A 17230-nucleotide genomic window follows, 5' to 3' on the forward strand; every position below is an offset into this window, starting at 1 on the left:
ACCGCAGGGTGCCGGGGTCGGGATGTGGCCATCCACACACCTCGAACGGAGGCGTTTGTTCGGATCCTCCTTGGCCCGGGGGCGGGCGGTAGGCCAGGATCAGCGGTTATGGACCTGCTGAACACGCTGGTGGAGAAGGGGCTGCGGCGCGAGCTGCCGACCCGTGAAGAAGCGCTCGCCGTTCTGGCGACCTCCGACGACGAACTGCTCGATGTGGTGGCGGCGGCCGGGAAGGTGCGCCGCCAGTGGTTCGGGCGCCGGGTGAAGCTCAACTACCTGGTGAACCTGAAGTCCGGGCTGTGCCCGGAGGACTGCTCGTACTGCTCCCAGCGACTCGGTTCTGAGGCGGGGATCCTCAAGTACACCTGGCTGAAGCCGGACGAGGCGTCCCAGGCCGCCGCGGCGGGCGTCGCGGGCGGGGCCAAGCGGGTCTGTCTGGTGGCGAGCGGGCGCGGTCCGACGGACCGGGACGTGGAGCGCGTCGGCCGGACCATCGAGGCCATCAAGGAGCAGAACGAGGGCGTCGAGGTCTGCGCCTGTCTCGGTCTGCTCTCGGACGGGCAGGCGGAGCGGCTGCGGGACGCCGGCGCCGACGCGTACAACCACAACCTGAACACGTCCGAGGGGACGTACGGGCAGATCACCAAGACCCACACCTACGCGGACCGCGTGGACACCGTGCGGAAGGCGCACGCCGCGGGTCTCTCGGCCTGTTCCGGTCTGATCGCGGGCATGGGCGAGACCGACGAGGACCTCGTCGACGTCGTGTACGCGCTGCGGGAGCTGGACTCGGACTCGGTGCCGGTCAACTTCCTCATCCCCTTCGAGGGCACCCCGCTCGCCAAGGAGTGGAACCTCACCCCGCAGCGCTGTCTGCGGATCCTCGCGATGGTGCGGTTCGTCTGCCCCGACGTCGAGGTCCGGATCGCGGGCGGGCGTGAGGTGCACCTGCGCTCGATGCAGCCGCTGGCGCTGAACATTGCGAACTCGATCTTCCTCGGCGACTACCTGACGAGCGAGGGCCAGGCCGGTCAGGCCGACCTGGACATGATCGCGGACGCGGGCTTCGAGGTGGAGGGCGCGGGCACGACGACGCTGCCGCAGCACCGCGCCGACGCGCTCGCGGCCGCCGGTGCGGCGGGCGGCGGCTGCGGCTCGTCGGCGGGCTGCGGTTCGTCCGCGGAGAAGGCGGAGGAGGGCGGAAGCTGCGGCTCGCACTCCGGCGGCTGCGGTCCCTGCGGCGGTCACACGGTGCCCGCACCGGCCGAGGAGCAGACGGAGGCCGCCGCGAACGGCGCCCGTACCGACCTGGTCGCGGTGCGGCGCCGGGGCGCCGGCACGGACCTCGCGCCGAACGCGTGACGTCCGTGCGCAACGACGAACTCCTCGCCCTCGACCGGGCGCACGTCTGGCATCCGTACGGCCCCATGCCGGGACGTACGGACCCGCTGGTCGTGGAGTCCGCGTCCGGGGTGCGCCTGAGGCTCGCCGAACCCGCCGAGGGACAGGCCGAGTTGGTCGACGGCATGTCGTCCTGGTGGTCGGCGGTCCACGGCTACAACCACCCCGTGCTCAACGAGGCGGTGCGCGGCCAGCTCGAGCGGATGAGCCACGTCATGTTCGGCGGGCTCACCCACGAGCCGGCCGTGCGGCTCGCCGCCCGGCTCGTCGAGATCACCCCCGAGCCGCTGCGGCACGTCTTCCTCAGCGACTCGGGCTCCGTGTCCGTCGAGGTCGCGGTCAAGATGTGCCTGCAGTACTGGCGCTCCCTCGGCCGCCCGGAGAAGCAGCGGCTGCTCACCTGGCGCGGCGGTTACCACGGGGACACCTGGCAGCCGATGTCCGTGTGCGACCCCGAGGGCGGGATGCACGAGCTGTGGACGGGGGTGCTCCAGCGGCAGGTGTTCGTGGACGCCCCCCCGGCGGCGTACGAGGAGTCGTACGCCGAACTGCTTCGGACCGAGATCGGGAGGCACGCGCACGAACTGGCCGCGGTGGTCGTGGAGCCGGTGGTGCAGGGCGCGGGCGGCATGCGCTTCCACGACCCGGCGTATCTGCGGGTGCTCCGGGAGGTGTGCGACGCGCACGACGTGCTGCTCGTCCTCGACGAGATCGCCACCGGCTTCGGGCGGACGGGCACGCTGTTCGCCGCCGACCAGGCGGGCGTCTCCCCCGATGTGATGTGCCTGGGCAAGGCGCTGACCGGCGGCTATCTGTCGATGGCGGCGACGCTCTGCACGAGCCGGGTCGCCGACGGGATCTCGCGGGGCGAGGTGCCGGTCCTGGCGCACGGGCCGACGTTCATGGGCAACCCGCTGGCGTCGGCGGTGGCCCTGGCCTCGATCGACCTGCTCCTCGCGCAGGACTGGCAGGTCGAGGTCAAGCGGATCGAGACCGGACTGCGGGAGGGGCTCGCCCCGGCGGCCGATCTCCCCGGGGTCCGCGAGGTGCGGGTGCTGGGGGCGATCGGCGTCGTCCAGCTCGACCACCCCGTCGACATGGCGGCGGCGACGCGCGCGGCGGTCCGGGAGGGCGTGTGGCTGCGCCCGTTCCGGGACCTGATCTACACGATGCCGCCGTACGTGACGGGCGACGAGGACCTGGCCCGGATCTGCGCCGCCGTTCGCGCGGCGGCGGCAGCGGGCTGAACGCAAGAAGAGGAGCAGCGGTGGGAATCGTCGTCGTCAGCGGTACGGGTACGGAGATCGGCAAGACGGTCGTGACCGCGGCGGTCGCCGCCGTGGCCACCGCCGCGGGGCGGTCGGTCGCCGTCCTGAAGCCCGCGCAGACGGGCGTCGGGGCGGAGGAGCGCGGCGACGCGGAGGAGGTCGTCCGGCTCTCGGGCGCCGTGGGCTGCGCCGAGCTGGGCCGTTTCCCCGAGCCGCTCGCTCCGGGCACGGCGGCCCGGCGGGCCGGACTCGCGCCCGTCGGGCCCGGGGAGGTCGCCGAGGCCGCCCGGAACCTGGCGGCCGAGCACGACCTGGTCCTCGTGGAGGGGGCGGGCGGGTTGCTCGTGCGCTTCGACGCGGAGGGCGGCACGCTCGCGGACGCGGCGGCGCTGCTAGGCGCACCGGTCCTGGTGGTCGCCCCGGCCGGCCTGGGGACGCTCAACTCGACGGCTCTGACCGCCGAGGCGCTGCGGGCGCGCGGGATCGAGCAGCTCGGTGTCGTGGTGGGCAGCTGGCCGGCAGCGCCGGACCTGGCGGCGCGGTGCAATCTGGCGGACCTGCCGGAGGCGGCGGGCGCGCCGCTCCTCGGCGCCGTGCCGGAGGGGTCGGGGTCGCTCGATCCCGCGGAGTTCCGGGCGGCCGCGGGCGGCTGGCTCGGTCCCGCCCTGGGCGGCACCTGGGACGCGGAGGAGTTCGCGGAGCGGTTCGCCGCCGCCTTCGGGGGTCCCGCGCCGTTCGAGGGGCAGCCGCGGGGGGTGTGACTCCGTAGGCTGGAGTCATGCGTGTTTCTGTGCAGGAGATCGTGTTCGACTGTGCCGATCCGGCCGTCCTCGTCCGCTTCTGGGCGGGGCTCCTCGGCGGTGATCCGGTCGACCGGAGCGGCGACTGGTCGTACGTGGACCCGCCGGGGTTCGTGCGGCTCGCGTTCCAGCGGGTGCCGGAGGGCAAGTCGGTGAAGAACCGGGTCCATCTCGACCTGGAGGCGGAGGAGCCCGAGCGGGCCGCAGAGGAGGCGCTGTCCCTGGGCGCTGCCCGGCTCGGCGGCCTGGTGACGGACGAGCAGGGCGCCTTCCAGGTGATGCGGGACCCGGAGGGCAACGAGTTCTGCTTCGTGACCGGCTGAGGTGATTCCCGTGAGACCGCCGCGCCCCCTTCGGACCGCATCCCCGTCGGACCGCGTCCACCATCCGCTGTTCGCCCGGTTCTACGCCCGCTTCAGCGTGTCCGCCGACATCAAGGGCGGCATCGGCGACCTGCGGGCGGAGCTGCTCGCGGGGCTGTCCGGCCGGGTCCTGGAGATCGGCGCGGGGAACGGGCTGAACTTCGCGCACTATCCGGCCGGGGTCTCGGAGGTGGTGGCCGTCGAGCCCGAGGCGCGGCTGCGCAGGCTCGCCCAGGAGGGCGCGCGGCGGGCCTCCGTGCCGGTGACCGTGCTGCCGGACACGGCGGAGGCGCTGCCGCTGGAGGACGCCTCCTTCGACGCGGCGGTGGCCTCGCTCGTCCTGTGCACGGTACGGAGCGTGCCGCAGGCCCTCGCGGAGCTGCACCGGGTCCTGCGTCCCGGCGGTGAGCTCCGGTTCTTCGAGCACGGCGTGGCGGACACGCCCGGCCTCGCGCGCGTGCAGCGGGGACTCGACCGGACGGTGTGGCCGTTGCTCTTCGGCGGCTGCCACACCTCCCGCGCGCCGCTCGCGGCCGTCGAGGCGGCCGGGTTCGCCCTGGGGCCGTACCGCTCGTTCGACCTCCCGGGCAGGGGGCCGCGACTGCCGGCGTCCCCGTGCGTCCTCGGAGTGGCCCGCCGGTAGCCGCTCCGCCGCCCCGCCGTCCGTCCACCGCCCGGCACTCCGTGGCACCGGCCCGGACACGCGTGGTGGGATCGGGCCATGACCGATCTTCGGATACGCGCCGCCACCCGTGCCGACGCCGAGGCCGTGCTGGCCTTCTGGGGCGAGTCCGCCGAGGGGACGTCCATCTCGGACGACGTGCACGGGGTGACCCGGCTCGTCGAGCGTGACCCCGAGGCGCTCATCCTCGCCGTGGCCGACGGGGTGATCGTGGGCTCCGTGATCGCGGGCTGGGACGGCTGGCGCGCCTCTCTGTACCGGCTCGCGGTGCTGCCCTCGTACCGCAGGCGTGGCATCTCCACCGCGCTCCTGCGTGCCGCCGAGAAACGTTTCGTCGCGCTCGGCGGGCGGCGTGCGGACGCCATGGTCCTGGAGGCGAACGAGACCGGGCGAGGCCTGTGGAAGGCCGCCGGGTACGAGCGCGAGGAGCGCTGGCGCCGATGGGTGAAACCGCTCATGAACGTGACGGCGGGGAGCCGGAGTGAGAACGCGGTCGAGGGGAACGCTCGGGGATGAGCGACGTGGGACGGAGGACCGGTGACAGGCGTTCGGGGTGACCGACCTCGCGCTTTGCCCGTCCTTTACCATGGTTGTTCATCCCGACGACCGAAAGGTGTGAGCGTCCGCCCATGGGCGAGCCTCCCAGTAGCACTGGTTCCGACAGCACCCGCTTCGACGACCGACATCGAGCGATCCTTCCCGCCCTGGCCGATCATGGGACGGAGGTGAACCGATGACCGAAGTGCTGCTCCTCCTCCTGGCGCTCCTCCTCTCCGTCGCGTGCGGCGCCTTCGTCGCAGCCGAGTTCTCGCTGACCACGGTCGAGCGCGGCGAACTCGAAGCCGCCGCGAGCCGCGGCGAGCGCGGGGCGGCCGGTGCGCTCAAGGCCGTCAGGTCGCTGACGTTCCAGCTCTCCGGCGCCCAGCTGGGCATCACCGTCACCAACCTGGTCGTCGGCATGCTCGCCGAGCCCTCGGTCGCCAAGCTGATCCGGGGTCCGGCCGAGGCCGTCGGCCTCTCCCCCACGGTCGCCTCCTCCGTCGCCCTCGTCCTGGGCACCGCCCTGTCGACCGTCGTCCTGATGGTGGTCGGCGAGCTGGTCCCCAAGAACTGGGCGATCTCCTCACCGCTCGCCGTCGCCAAGGTGGTGGCGACCCCGCAGCGGGTCTTCACCGCCGCGTTCAAGCCGCTGATCGGTCACCTCAACAACACCGCGAACCGGATCCTGCGCCGCCTGGGCATGGAGCCCACCGAGGAGCTGGCGTCCGCGCGCTCCCCGCAGGAACTCGTGGCGCTCGCCCGGCACTCCGCCAAGGAGGGCGCCCTGGAGGCGGACACGGCCGAGCTGTTCGTCCGCACCCTCAACCTGAGTGAGCTGACCGCCGAGAACGTGATGACGCCCCGCGTGCAGGTCACCGCCCTCGACGTGCAGGCCACCGCCGAGGACGTCGCCAACGCCACGCGCGCGACCGGCCTGTCCCGCTTCCCCGTCTACCGGGGCAGTCTCGACTCGGTCGTCGGCATCGCCCACATCAAGGACGTGCTGGCCATACCGGCCGACGAGCGGCACCGCCGCCGGATCGGCGAGATGCTCCGCGAACCCCTCCTCGTCCCCGAGACGCTCACCGTGGACCGGCTGCTGGACCGGCTGTCCGGGAAGCAGACGATGGCGGTCGTCATCGACGAGTACGGCGGTACGGCCGGGGTCGCCACCCTGGAGGACATCGTCGAGGAGGTCGTCGGCGAGGTCCGCGACGAGCACGACCCGCACGAGACGCCCGACCTGGCACGGGCCGGTGAGGACGCGGACGGGCGCGAGCTGTGGTCCGCCGACGGGGCCGCCCGTACGGACCAGGTGGGGGCGATCGGCCTCCGGGTGCCGGACGGCCCGTACGAGACGCTCGCGGGCGTCGTGGCGTCGGAGCTGGGCCGCATCCCGGCCGTCGGCGACAGTGTGGATCTGGGCGGCTGGCGGCTCGACGTCGTGGACGCCTCCGGTCGCCGGGCCGCGCGCGTCATGCTGCACGCGCCCGTGACGGACACCACCGACGACAGGACCGGGGAGGTCGGCCGATGATCGCGATCCAACTGTTGATCGGTCTGCTGACCCTGATCGTCAACGCCTTCTTCGTCGGCGCCGAGTTCGCCCTGATCTCGGTCCGCCGCAGCCAGATCGAACCGCTCTCGGAGTCCGGGGACCGGCGGGCGCGCAGCGTCATCTGGGGCCTGGAGCACGTCTCCGCGCTGCTCGCGGCGGCGCAGCTGGGCATCACGCTGTGCACCCTGGTGCTCGGCATCGTCGCCGAGCCCGCCATCGCGCACCTGCTCGAACCGGTCTTCGACGCGGTCGGTGTGCCGCACGGTCTGGTCCACCCGATCTCGTTCGTGATCGCGCTGAGCGTGGCCACGTATCTGCACATGCTCCTCGGCGAGATGGTGCCGAAGAACATCGCGCTCGCCGAGCCGACGCGGACCGCGCTGCTGCTCGGCCCGCCCCTGGTGGCGCTCGCGCGGGCGCTGCGCCCGGTGATCTTCGCCATCAACGCCTTCGCCAACGCACTGCTCAAGCTGCTGCGGGTGGAGGTCAAGGACGAGGTCTCGGCGACGTTCTCGGACGACGAGCTGGCGCGGATGGTCACCGACGCGGGCGACGCGGGGCTCCTGGACGACCGGGCGGCCGAGCGGCTGCACGACGCCCTGGAGCTGGGCCGGCGTCCCGTGCGGGACGTCGTGATGCCGCCGGACAAGGTGGTGTACGCGCAGGTCGGGACCACCCCCGAGGAGCTGGAGGCGCTGTCGGCGCTGTCGGGCTTCTCGCGTTTCCCGGTCGCGGACGCGGAGCGCCGGATCCTCGGCTATCTGCACGTCAAGGACGCCCTTGACGTCTTCCCGCGCGATCTGCCGTTCCCGGTCTCCGCGCTGCGGCCGATCGCCCGGGTCCGGGCGGCCACGCCGCTGGACGACGTCCTGACCGCGATGCGGCGCAGCCGGACGCACCTGGCGGCGGTGCTCGACGAGGACGGCAGGCCCGCCGGGCTCGTGGCGATGGAGGACGTGCTGCGGGAGCTGGTGGGCCGCCCGGCGGCCTCGTGACGGCTCGTACGACGCAGGGAGGGCCCCGGGTGTGTCCCGGGGCCCTCCCGTGAGTCGGGCATCCCCCGCATACCGCACGGTATGATCGAGCCGCCATGCAGATCAATGCCACATACAACAGTCTCGTCGCCCTGGGCGACAGTTTCACCGAGGGCATGTCGGACCTGAGGCCCGACGGCTCCTACCGGGGCTGGGCCGACATCCTCGCGGACCGTCTCACCGCCCGCGCCCCCGGCTTCCGGTACGCCAATCTCGCCGTCCGCGGCAAGCTCATCCGCCAGATCGTCGACGAGCAGGTCGAGGCGGCCGCCGCCATGAAGGCGGACGTCGTCACCCTCGTCGGCGGGCTCAACGACACCCTCCGGCCCAAGGTCGACATGGGCCGGGTCCGCGGCCTGCTCACCGAGGCCGTCGAGCAGCTCGCCCCCTCCTGCGGCCGGCTGGTCCTGATGCGCAGCCCCGGCCGCAACGGCCCGGTCATGGAGCGCTTCCGCCCCCGCATGGAGGAGCTCTTCACCCACATCGACGAACTGGCCGCCCGGCACGGCGCCCTCGTCGTCGACCTGTACGCGGCCCCCTCGCTCGGGGACCCCCGGCTCTGGGACGTGGACCGGCTCCACCTCACCACCGACGGGCACCGCCGGGTCGCCGAGGCCGTGTGGCAGGCACTCGGGCTGGCGCCCGAGGAGGACTGGCGGGCGCCACTGGGCCCGTCCTCCCCGGCCGGCTGGGCGAGCCGCCGGGCCGCGGACGCCCGCTTCGCCCGGGAGCACCTCGGCCCGTGGATCGGGCGCCGGCTGACCGGCCGCTCCTCGGGCGACGGCCGCGCCCCCAAGCGCTCCGAACTGCTCCCGTACGAGCCGTCGGCGGGTCCATGAGCCCGACGGGGCCCGGCCGTTCCCGTTCCGCGTGAGCTGGATCTCGTAGCAAGCTCCAGTCGGAAGCGTGGCGCTGGCCTGCAGAAACCGCCAGTAGACTCTCTCCACGTGACTGCTGTGACTGCGAAGCCCCGCATCCCCAACGTTCTGGCCGGCCGCTACGCCTCCGCGGAGCTCGCCGTCCTCTGGTCCCCCGAGCAGAAGGTGAAGCTGGAGCGCCGGCTGTGGCTCGCCGTGCTGCGTGCGCAGAAGGACCTCGGGATCGAGGTCCCCGAGGCGGCGCTCTCCGACTACGAACGCGTGCTCGACCAGGTCGACCTCGGTTCCATCGCCGAGCGTGAGAAGGTCACCCGCCATGACGTGAAGGCCCGCATCGAGGAGTTCAACGCCCTCGCCGGCCACGAGCACGTCCACAAGGGCATGACCTCGCGCGACCTCACCGAGAACGTCGAGCAGCTGCAGATCCGGCTCTCCCTCGAACTGATGCGGGACCGTACGGTCGCCGTCCTCGGCCGGCTCGGCAAGCTCTCCGCCGAGTACGCGGAGCTGGTCATGGCGGGCCGCTCGCACAATGTGGCCGCCCAGGCGACGACCCTCGGCAAGCGGTTCGCGACCGCGGCGGACGAGCTGCTCGTGGCCTACGGCCGCCTGGAGGAGCTGATCGCCCGCTACCCGCTGCGCGGCATCAAGGGCCCGGTCGGCACCGCGCAGGACATGCTGGACCTGCTCGGCGGGGACGCCGGCAAGCTGGCCGACCTGGAGCAGCGGATCGCCGGTCACCTCGGCTTCGCGCACGCCTTCACCTCGGTCGGCCAGGTCTACCCGCGCTCGCTCGACTACGACGTGGTCACCTCGCTCGTGCAGCTGGCGGCGGCCCCGTCGTCGATCGCCAAGACGATCCGTCTGATGGCGGGCCACGAGCTGGTCACCGAGGGCTTCAAGCCCGGCCAGGTCGGCTCATCCGCGATGCCGCACAAGATGAACACCCGCTCCTGCGAGCGTGTCAACGGCCTGATGGTCATCCTGCGCGGCTACGCGTCGATGACCGGTGAGCTGGCGGGCGACCAGTGGAACGAGGGCGACGTGTCCTGCTCCGTGGTCCGCCGGGTCGCGCTGCCCGACGCGTTCTTCGCGCTCGACGGTCTCCTGGAGACCTTCCTCACCGTGCTCGACGAGTTCGGCGCCTTCCCGGCCGTCGTCGCCCGTGAGCTCGACCGCTACCTGCCCTTCCTCGCGACCACCAAGGTCCTCATGGGCGCCGTGCGCGCCGGGGTCGGCCGTGAGGTCGCGCACGAGGCGATCAAGGAGAACGCCGTCGCCTCCGCCCTCGCCATGCGCGAGCGGGGCGCCGAGCGCAACGAGCTGCTCGACAAGCTGGCCGCCGACGAGCGCATCCCGCTGGATCGGGCGCAGCTCGACGAGCTGATGGCGGACAAGCTGTCCTTCACGGGCGCCGCCGCCGACCAGGTCGCCTCCGTGGTCTCCCGCATCGAGGAGATCCTCAAGCAGCACCCGGAGGCCGCCGCCTACACGCCGGGGGCGATCCTCTGACCCGGTTCACCCCGGAGCAGCTGGAGGCCGTCCGCGACCGCGTCGTTCCCGACGTGGTCGCGGACGGCCTCTCCGTGCTGTTCTGCGGGATCAACCCGGGTCTCGTGTCCGCGGCGACGGGCCACCACTTCGCCCGACCGGGCAACCGGTTCTGGCCGGTGCTCCATCTGTCCGGCTTCACCCCGAGGCAGCTGCGGCCGGACGAGCAGGAGGAACTCCTGTCGTACGGCCTCGGAATCACGAACGTGGTGGCGCGGGCGAGCGCGCGGGCCGACGAGCTGAGCCGCGAGGAGTACCGCGAGGGCGGGCGGCTGCTCGTCGAGAAGGTGGAGCGGCTCGCGCCGCGCTGGCTCGCGGTCGTCGGCGTCACCGCGTACCGGACGGCCTTCGGCGAGCCGAAGGCCGCGATCGGGCCGCAGGAGCGGGTGATCGGCTCCACCCGGGTCTGGGCGCTGCCCAATCCGAGTGGCCTGAACGCCCACTGGACGGCGGCGACGATGGCCGAGGAGTACGCCCGTCTCCGGGAGGCGGCCGACCTCCCGTAGGGCTGCCCGGTGTTCAGGGGAGATCGACGTCGGTGATCACGGCGAGGAGCTGGAACGGCAGCTCCTTGTCCCACTGGGAGACGCCGACGCCTATCCACCGCCCCTCGGCCCGCCACAGCGTCACCCGCGGGGTGTGGCAGCTGAGGGTGGACCACGGCTCCGGTATCTCCTCGCCCTCCATGCTCCGCTCGAGGACGGACCACAGGCTCAGCTCGTCCGGCGGGCCCCAGCGGGCGGTGAGCAGGGCGGTGAGCCCGTCCCGCTCCGCCTCGAACTGCTCCTCGACGAGCTCGCGGCGGGTGCCGTCGTCCTCCCAGAACTCCTCGCTCGTCGCGAGCTCCCCGACGTGGAAGCCCGGACCGCTGCCGACGGGGCCGGAGCGCTCCGGTCCCGCCGGGAAGGCGCGGTAGCGGAGTAAGTCGATCGTCGCCAGGTGCTGTGCCGTGGTCATGGATCCAGTAAAGCGGCCCCCACTGACAGTTGGCGTTCCGTCAGGAGGAGGGCGCGAGCCGCGGCGGCCCCTCGGCCGGGGCGGCACTCGCCGCGACCGGGCCCATTGAGTACCATCCGCCCGAAGAGGTGCACGAGCTGGAAGGACACACTGTGGGGCGGCTGACCGGCGGGGATCCGTCTCTGCTGCGGCGGATCAACTCCGCGGTGGTACTCCATGCGCTGCGTGGCGCCGACGCGCCCACGCTGACCGATCTGACCCGGATCACGGGCCTCTCGCGACCCACGGTCGAAGGCGTCGTCGAAGGGCTCATGGAAGGCGGTCTCGTCGTCGAGTCGGCCCCCGAGGAGGGCGAGGCCCGGCGGCAGGGACGTCCGGCGCGGAGGTTCCGCTTCCGCGCGGAGGCCGGTCATCTGCTCGGCATCGAGATCGGCCCGCACCGGGTGGCCGCCCTGCTCTCCGGTCTGGACGGGCGGATCATCGGCGCCGGATCGCGCGAGGTGTCGGAGACGGCGCCAGAGGACGAGCGCCTCGACCGGGTCCGTACGGTCGTCGCGGACGTGCTGCGCAGGGCCGGGGTCGCCCGGTCCAATCTGCGGGCCGTCGGCGTCGGCACCCCCGGCATCGTGGAGGCCGACGGAACCGTCCGCCTGGGTACGGCCCTGCCCGGCTGGACCGGCCTCGCGCTCGGCGAGCGACTGCGGCGCTCCTTCCGCTGCCCGGTGATCGTGGAGAACGACGCGAACGCGGCGGCCGTCGCCGAGCACTGGAAGGGTGCCGCGACCGACTCCGACGACATCGTCTTCGTCCTGGCCGGACTGAGCCCGGGGGCCGGCTCGCTGATCGGCGGGCGGCTTCACCGCGGCTTCGGCGGCGCGGCCGGGGAGATCGGCGCCCTGCACCTCCTCGGCCGTGGCGTCACCCCCGAGCACCTGCTCTCGACCACGGACGAGCCGCTGCACCCGCTGGACGAGCAGGCGGTCGCGAAGGTCTTCGCGCTGGCCCGCGAGGGCGACGCGCGCGCGGAGGCGGCGGTGGAACGGTTCATCCAACGGCTCGTGCACGACGTGGCGGCGCTGGTGCTCGCGATCGACCCCGAGCTGGTGGTCGTCGGCGGCTGGGCGGCCGGCCTGGACGGGGTGCTGCAGCCGCTCCGGGACGAACTGGCCCGGTTCTGTCTGCGGCCGCCGCGGGTGGTGCTGTCCCTGCTCGGCGAGGCGGCGGTGGGCACGGGTGCGCTGCGGCTTGCCCTCGACCACGTCGAGGAACAGTTGTTCGCGGTCGACGGCACGGTGACGGCCCGCCGCTAGACACTGTCTGTCCTGCGACGGGCCGGTGGCCGAGGGGCGGGGGCGCTCCGGCCGGGGTGCGCTGGGCCGGGCGGCGTTTCAGGCGTGGGCGCTTTCGACGTGGGCGCGCCGGGCCGCAGGGTGCTTGGGGCGGCGAGCGCTTGGGCGCGGGACTTACGAGGCCATGACCAGGTCGCCGGAGTCGCCGAAGGTCAGACGGCAGGTGTCGGCGCGGTAGGTGGCCACGGAGACGGCTGCGGTACGTCCCGCGGACAGGTAGCGGGTCGTCACGACGAGGACGGGCGCGCCCGGCAGCCGGTCGAGCTCCTTGGCGTCGTCGGCACGGGCGGAACCGAGCTCCACGGAGCGGTCCTGGCCGTCGAGGGCGAGGTGCTGGAGTTCCCGCAGCACCGCGCGGGCGCGCGCCGGGCCGGCGGGCGCGTCGATGGCGCTGAGGCCGGGGACGGATCCCGCGGGCACGTACAGCAACTCGGCGGCGACGGGCTGGCCCTGGCTGACGCGGAGTCGGCGGACGATGTGCACCCGGTCCTCGGCGCTCGTCTCCAGGACGCGCGCGACGGCCGCGGGGGCCACGTCGGAGGCGGAGTCCAGGGACTGCCAGGCCTCGTCACCGGCGCCCGGCCAGGTGTGCTGGGTGGTGGAGACGTCGACGCCGACACGCGGCGGTGCGACCGTGGTGCCGACGCCGCGGCGGCGCTGCAGCCGGCCTTCGAGTTCCAGCTGCTCCAGGGCCTGGCGGAGCGTGGCACGGGCGACGCCGAAGCGTGCCGCCAGCTCGCGCTCGTTGGGAAGGATCTCCCCGACCGCGAAGTCCGAGTCGAGCGCTTCGCCGATCACTGTCTTGAGGTGCTGATACTTCGGCTCCGGTACCGATGCCAGCTGCGTGGTCCCCACCCTGATCCTCCGCATTTCGCCGTGTCCCGCGGCGTTTCCGCGCCCTTGTTTATTAAAGGTTCCTGCACTAACTCTGCGACCATAAGGCGAGCCACCCCCTTGGTCAAGACCAATCCTCCGTCGAACGCCCCCGTATGTGACCCTCTGACCTAGATCGTTCACAGGACGTTCGCGCCCCCGTGAGCCCGGCGCAGCACACGGCCCCGCCTCCCGGAGAGGAAGGCGGGGCCGTGTACCGCGCGGGGGTCAGCGCCCGTCGGGGACGGCGAAGCCCTGGAGCTTGTCGGGGTTGCGGACGATGTAGACGCACTGGACGCGCCCGTCGCGCGCCTCGATCTGCACCAGGGTGTCGGGCCGCCCCTCGGCGAGGACGAGGACGGCGGGAGCGCCGTTGCTCTCGATGAACCGCAGCTCGTACATCTCGTCGGCCCGCCGGGACGTGGCGGCGAGGAAGCGCCCGACCTTGTCGGAGCCCTCGATGATCCGCCGGGGTGCCCTGGCCTTGCCGCCGCTGTCGCCGACGAGGCGCACGTCCGGGGCGAGCAGGGCGAGGAGTCCCCCGAGATCGCCGCCCGACGCCGCGGCGAGGAAACGTTCGGTCAGGTCCCGACGCTCGGTCGGATCGACGTCGTAGCGCGGTTTCTTCTCGTCGACGTGGCGCCGTGCGCGCCCGGCGAGCTGCCGCACGGCCGCCTCGGAGCGGTCGAGGGCGGTGGCGATCTCCCCGTACGGGAAGCCGAAGGCCTCCCGCAGCACGAAGACGGCCCGCTCCAGCGGGGAGAGGGACTCCAGGACGACGAGGACGGCGAGCGAGACGGAGTCGGCGAGGAGAACGCGCTCGGCGGTGTCGGGGGCGGACGGGACGAAGTCGGTGACGACGGGCTCGGGGAGCCACGGGCCGACGTAGGCCTCACGGCGCGCCTGCGCCTGTCGGAGCCGGTCGATGGCGAGCCTCGTCGTGATGCGGACGAGGAAGGCCCGGGGCTCACGGACGGCTGCCCGGTCCTCGGCCGTCCAGCGCAGCCAGGCCTCCTGGACGACGTCCTCGGCGTCGGCGGCGCGGCCGAGCATCCGGTAGGCGACGCCGAGGAGCATCGGGCGGTGCTCCTCGAAGAGTTCGGTCAGGGTGTCGGTCTGCATGTCGAAGGGCACCGCTCCATCCCAGCCCACCTTCCTCCCTCTGTCCAGTTCCGGACGGGGTCTTGAACTCCGGGCTACTGATCGGTAATTCTTACTGACAGGACGTCTGACAAGCTCCAGGACTGGGAGTCCGCATGCCCGCACGGATCACGTTCCCGATCGCGACCCCCGCGGGTCCCCGCTCGGCGTCCCTCACCTACGAACGCCGGGGTGCGGGTGAACCGCTGCTGCTCCTGCACGGGATCGGACACCACTGGCAGGCGTGGGAACCCGTCCTGGACATCCTGGCCGCCGAACGGGACGTGATCGCCGTCGACCTGCCGGGCTTCGGCACCTCCGACGCACTGCCCGACGGCTCCCCGTACGACCTGTCCACCGTCTGCCGCGTGCTCGACGCGTTCTGCGCGGTCCTCGGCGTCGAACGCCCGCACGTGGCGGGGAACTCGCTCGGCGGGCTGCTCGCCCTGGAGCTCGGCCGGGAGAAGCGGGTGCGCTCCGTCACCGCGCTCTCCCCCGCCGGTTTCTGGTCGGAGGGCGAGCGACGGTACGCCTTCGTGACGCTCCGCGCGATGCGGGGCGCGGCCCGGTCCATGCCCGTGCCGGTGATCGAACGCCTCTCCCGCACACCCGCCGGGCGCACCGCCCTCACGAGCAGCATCTACGCGCGCCCCGGACGCCGTTCGCCCGAGGCGGTCTACGCCGAGACGCTCGCGCTGCGGGGCGCCAACGGCTTCCGGCAGACCCTGGCGGCCGGCGGATCCGTGCGCTTCCGCGACGACGTGCCCGAGGTCCCCGTCACCGTCGCCTGGGGCACCCGCGACCGGCTGCTCCTTCCCCGCCAGGGCGTCCGCGCCAAGCACACCCTGCCCCGCGCGCGACTCGTCCGGCTGCCCGGCTGTGGCCATGTGCCCATGAGCGACGACCCGGCTCTCGTCGCGCGCGTCGTCCTGGACGGCAGCCGGGACTGAGGGCCGCCGGGGCGTACGGGTGGACGGGCCGGTGCCGACGGCGGCGTCGGCGAGGACGCGGCGTAGGTCCGGCACGGTGGGCTCAGGGGGCCGTGGGGTGCGGCGTGCGCGCGGGATCCGGTGCGGGTGCCCGATGATCTGTTCACGCGGGGTTCGTGTGGGCGCCGTCCCCGGCCGTTAGGCATAGGGCGACGCACCGCCCCCGCCCGGACACCGCCTCGGAGGACCCTCCATGTCCCAGTCCGTACCCGGACCTTCCCCCTCCCCCGCCCGCCGCAGCGTGCTGCGCGGCTCGCTGGCCGCCTCGGCGGCGCTCACCCTCGGCGGCACCGGTCTCGCCGCCCCGGCGTTCGCGCTGTCGGGCCGCCCCCGCGCCGAGTGGGGGGTGCAGACCGGCGACGTCACGACGTCCTCCGGTCTGGTGTGGGTGCGGTCGGACCGCCCGGCGCGGATGCTCGTCGAGACCTCCGCCAGCGAGTCGTTCCGACGGGTGCGCCGCCACCGGGGGCCGCTGATCGGCCCGGGCACGGACTTCACCGGCACCACCGCGCTGCGCGGTCTGCCGGCGGGTGAGCAGATCCACTACCGGGTCACCCTCGCCGACCCGGACGATCCGCGCCGGACGGGCGAGCCCCTGACCGGCACCTTCCGCACGGCCCCCGACCGGCGCCGGGACGGGGTGCGCTTCCTGTGGTCGGGCGACGTCGCCGGGCAGGGCTGGGGCATCAACCCGGACATCGGCGGCTTCCGCGCGTACGAGGAGATGCGCCGTCTCGACCCGGACTTCTTCCTGTGCAGCGGCGACTCGATCTACGCGGACGGGGTGATCCGGCCGAGCGTGACGCTGCCCGACGGCCGGATCTGGCGGAACGTGACGACGCCGGAGAAGTCCAAGGTCGCGGAGACGCTCGACGAGTACCGGGGCAACTTCCGCTACAACCTGCTCGACCACAACGTCCGGGCGTTCAACGCGCAGGTGCCGTCGGTGGTGCAGTGGGACGACCACGAGGTGCGCAACAACTGGTACCCGGGCCAGATCCTGGACGACGCGCGCTACACGGAGAAGGACGTGGACGTCCTGGCCGCCCGGGCCCTGCGCGCCTTCGGCGAGTACACGCCGGTCTCCACGCTCCACGCGCGCGGGGAGGGTCTCGAGCGCCGGATGCACCGCGTCGTGCGGTACGGACCGCTCCTCGACGTGTTCGTGCTCGACATGCGCTCCCACCGGAACGCCAACTCCCCCGGCCGACAGGCCGACGACACCACGGGCATCCTCGGCGCCGCACAGCTGGCCTGGCTCAAGCGGGAGCTGGCCGCGTCGAACGCGGTGTGGAAGGTCCTCGCGGCGGACATGCCCCTCGGCCTGGTCGTACCGGACGGCGCGGCGGACTTCGAGGCGGTCGCGCAGGGCGACCCGGGCGCGCCGCTGGGCCGTGAACTGCAGATCGCGGACCTGCTGCGGTTCGTCAAGCACCGGCGGATCACCGGGACGCTGTGGCTGACGGCGGACGTGCACCACACCTCGGCGCAGCACTACGCGCCCGAGCGGGCGGCCTTCCAGGACTTCGCGCCGTTCTGGGAGTTCGTGTCGGGGCCGCTGGCGGCGGGCGGTTTCCCGGCCAACGCCCTCGACGCGACCTTCGGCCCGGAGCGGGTGTTCGTCCGGGCGCCGGAGCGGGCCAATCTGTCGCCGATGGAGAGCCCGCAGCACTTCGGGGAGGTCGACATCGACGGCCACAGCGGGGAGCTGACGGTGCGTCTGCGGGCCGAGGGCGGAGCGGTGCTGTTCAGCAAGGTGCTGCGGCCGGGGCGCGTCGGTCAGTGACGGCGGGCCGGAGACGGGCAGCGCCAAGACGGTAACGACCGGTCAGAGGTGGCGAGGAGCCT

Annotated in this window: 17 protein-coding genes; 14 read left to right on the forward strand and 3 right to left on the reverse strand. The window is 73.2% G+C overall.

Annotation, left to right across the window (positions count from 1 at the left end; genetic code table 11):
- The first annotated feature begins 108 nt into the window (after window positions 1-108).
- The 11 genes from bioB to mug all read left to right on the forward strand — a co-directional run bounded on the left by bioB (window position 109) and on the right by mug (window position 10580).
- On the forward strand, window positions 109-1362 hold the full coding sequence (gene bioB, locus ABZ567_RS19650; protein ID WP_360791432.1) for a biotin synthase BioB: 1254 nt from the start codon (window positions 109-111) through the stop codon (window positions 1360-1362).
- A 5-nt stretch (window positions 1363-1367) separates the two neighbouring features.
- On the forward strand, window positions 1368-2648 hold the full coding sequence (locus ABZ567_RS19655) for an adenosylmethionine--8-amino-7-oxononanoate transaminase (RefSeq protein ID WP_360791715.1): 1281 nt from the start codon (window positions 1368-1370) through the stop codon (window positions 2646-2648).
- A 20-nt stretch (window positions 2649-2668) separates the two neighbouring features.
- Window positions 2669-3430, forward strand: coding sequence for a dethiobiotin synthase (gene bioD, locus ABZ567_RS19660; RefSeq protein ID WP_360791435.1), 762 nt, complete (start codon window positions 2669-2671; stop codon window positions 3428-3430).
- A gap of 17 nt (window positions 3431-3447) precedes the next feature.
- Window positions 3448-3792 (forward strand): VOC family protein, encoded by a 345-nt coding sequence (locus ABZ567_RS19665; protein WP_360791438.1) that lies wholly within the window; start codon window positions 3448-3450, stop codon window positions 3790-3792.
- 10 nt (window positions 3793-3802) lie between these two features.
- Window positions 3803-4474, forward strand: a complete 672-nt coding sequence (locus ABZ567_RS19670; protein ID WP_360791440.1) for a class I SAM-dependent methyltransferase — start codon at window positions 3803-3805, stop codon at window positions 4472-4474.
- 78 nt (window positions 4475-4552) lie between these two features.
- Complete coding sequence (locus tag ABZ567_RS19675; protein ID WP_360791442.1) at window positions 4553-5029, forward strand: GNAT family N-acetyltransferase; 477 nt, start codon at window positions 4553-4555, stop codon at window positions 5027-5029.
- A gap of 217 nt (window positions 5030-5246) precedes the next feature.
- The gene (locus ABZ567_RS19680; protein ID WP_360791444.1) at window positions 5247-6590 is read left to right on the forward strand and encodes a hemolysin family protein; all 1344 of its coding nucleotides are present in this window, start codon (window positions 5247-5249) and stop codon (window positions 6588-6590) included.
- On the forward strand, window positions 6587-7606 hold the full coding sequence (locus ABZ567_RS19685) for a hemolysin family protein (RefSeq protein WP_360791447.1): 1020 nt from the start codon (window positions 6587-6589) through the stop codon (window positions 7604-7606). Before ABZ567_RS19680 ends, ABZ567_RS19685 begins: the two co-directional genes overlap by 4 nt.
- A 95-nt stretch (window positions 7607-7701) precedes the next feature.
- Window positions 7702-8484, forward strand: a complete 783-nt coding sequence (locus ABZ567_RS19690) for an SGNH/GDSL hydrolase family protein (protein WP_360791450.1) — start codon at window positions 7702-7704, stop codon at window positions 8482-8484.
- 108 nt (window positions 8485-8592) lie between these two features.
- Window positions 8593-10035 (forward strand): adenylosuccinate lyase, encoded by a 1443-nt coding sequence (gene purB / locus ABZ567_RS19695; RefSeq protein WP_360791453.1) that lies wholly within the window; start codon window positions 8593-8595, stop codon window positions 10033-10035.
- Entirely contained in the window at window positions 10032-10580 is a 549-nt protein-coding gene (gene mug / locus ABZ567_RS19700) for a G/U mismatch-specific DNA glycosylase (RefSeq protein WP_360791718.1), read from the forward strand. The genes purB and mug overlap by 4 nt, the downstream gene beginning before the upstream one ends.
- Window positions 10581-10593: 13 nt before the next feature.
- Here the strand turns inward: mug and ABZ567_RS19705 are convergent, their stop codons facing one another.
- Window positions 10594-11031: a hypothetical protein gene (locus ABZ567_RS19705; RefSeq protein ID WP_360791455.1), complete on the reverse strand. Its 438-nt coding sequence runs from the start codon at window positions 11029-11031 to the stop codon at window positions 10594-10596.
- 152 nt (window positions 11032-11183) lie between these two features.
- Here ABZ567_RS19705 and ABZ567_RS19710 point away from each other — a divergent pair, with 152 nt between their 5' ends.
- Window positions 11184-12341: an ROK family transcriptional regulator gene (locus ABZ567_RS19710; protein ID WP_360791458.1), complete on the forward strand. Its 1158-nt coding sequence runs from the start codon at window positions 11184-11186 to the stop codon at window positions 12339-12341.
- 153 nt (window positions 12342-12494) lie between these two features.
- On the opposite strand, the gene ABZ567_RS19715 is transcribed toward ABZ567_RS19710, so the two are convergent.
- Together ABZ567_RS19715 and ABZ567_RS19720 are read right to left on the reverse strand one after the other, a co-directional pair.
- Entirely contained in the window at window positions 12495-13235 is a 741-nt protein-coding gene (locus tag ABZ567_RS19715) for a GntR family transcriptional regulator (protein ID WP_360791460.1), read from the reverse strand.
- Window positions 13236-13481: 246 nt separating this feature from the next.
- Window positions 13482-14375 (reverse strand): RNA polymerase sigma-70 factor, encoded by an 894-nt coding sequence (locus tag ABZ567_RS19720; RefSeq protein WP_360791463.1) that lies wholly within the window; start codon window positions 14373-14375, stop codon window positions 13482-13484.
- Window positions 14376-14509: 134 nt separating this feature from the next.
- Between ABZ567_RS19720 and ABZ567_RS19725 the strand changes: the two genes are divergently transcribed.
- A complete protein-coding gene (locus ABZ567_RS19725; protein ID WP_360791466.1) occupies window positions 14510-15343 on the forward strand; it encodes an alpha/beta fold hydrolase in 834 nt (277 codons plus the stop codon).
- A 232-nt stretch (window positions 15344-15575) separates the two neighbouring features.
- The gene (locus tag ABZ567_RS19730; protein ID WP_360791469.1) at window positions 15576-17168 is read left to right on the forward strand and encodes an alkaline phosphatase D family protein; all 1593 of its coding nucleotides are present in this window, start codon (window positions 15576-15578) and stop codon (window positions 17166-17168) included.
- The last annotated feature ends 62 nt before the right edge of the window (window positions 17169-17230 follow it).

The organism is Streptomyces sp. NPDC016459 (genome assembly GCF_040632845.1).
Classification (GTDB): domain Bacteria; phylum Actinomycetota; class Actinomycetes; order Streptomycetales; family Streptomycetaceae; genus Streptomyces.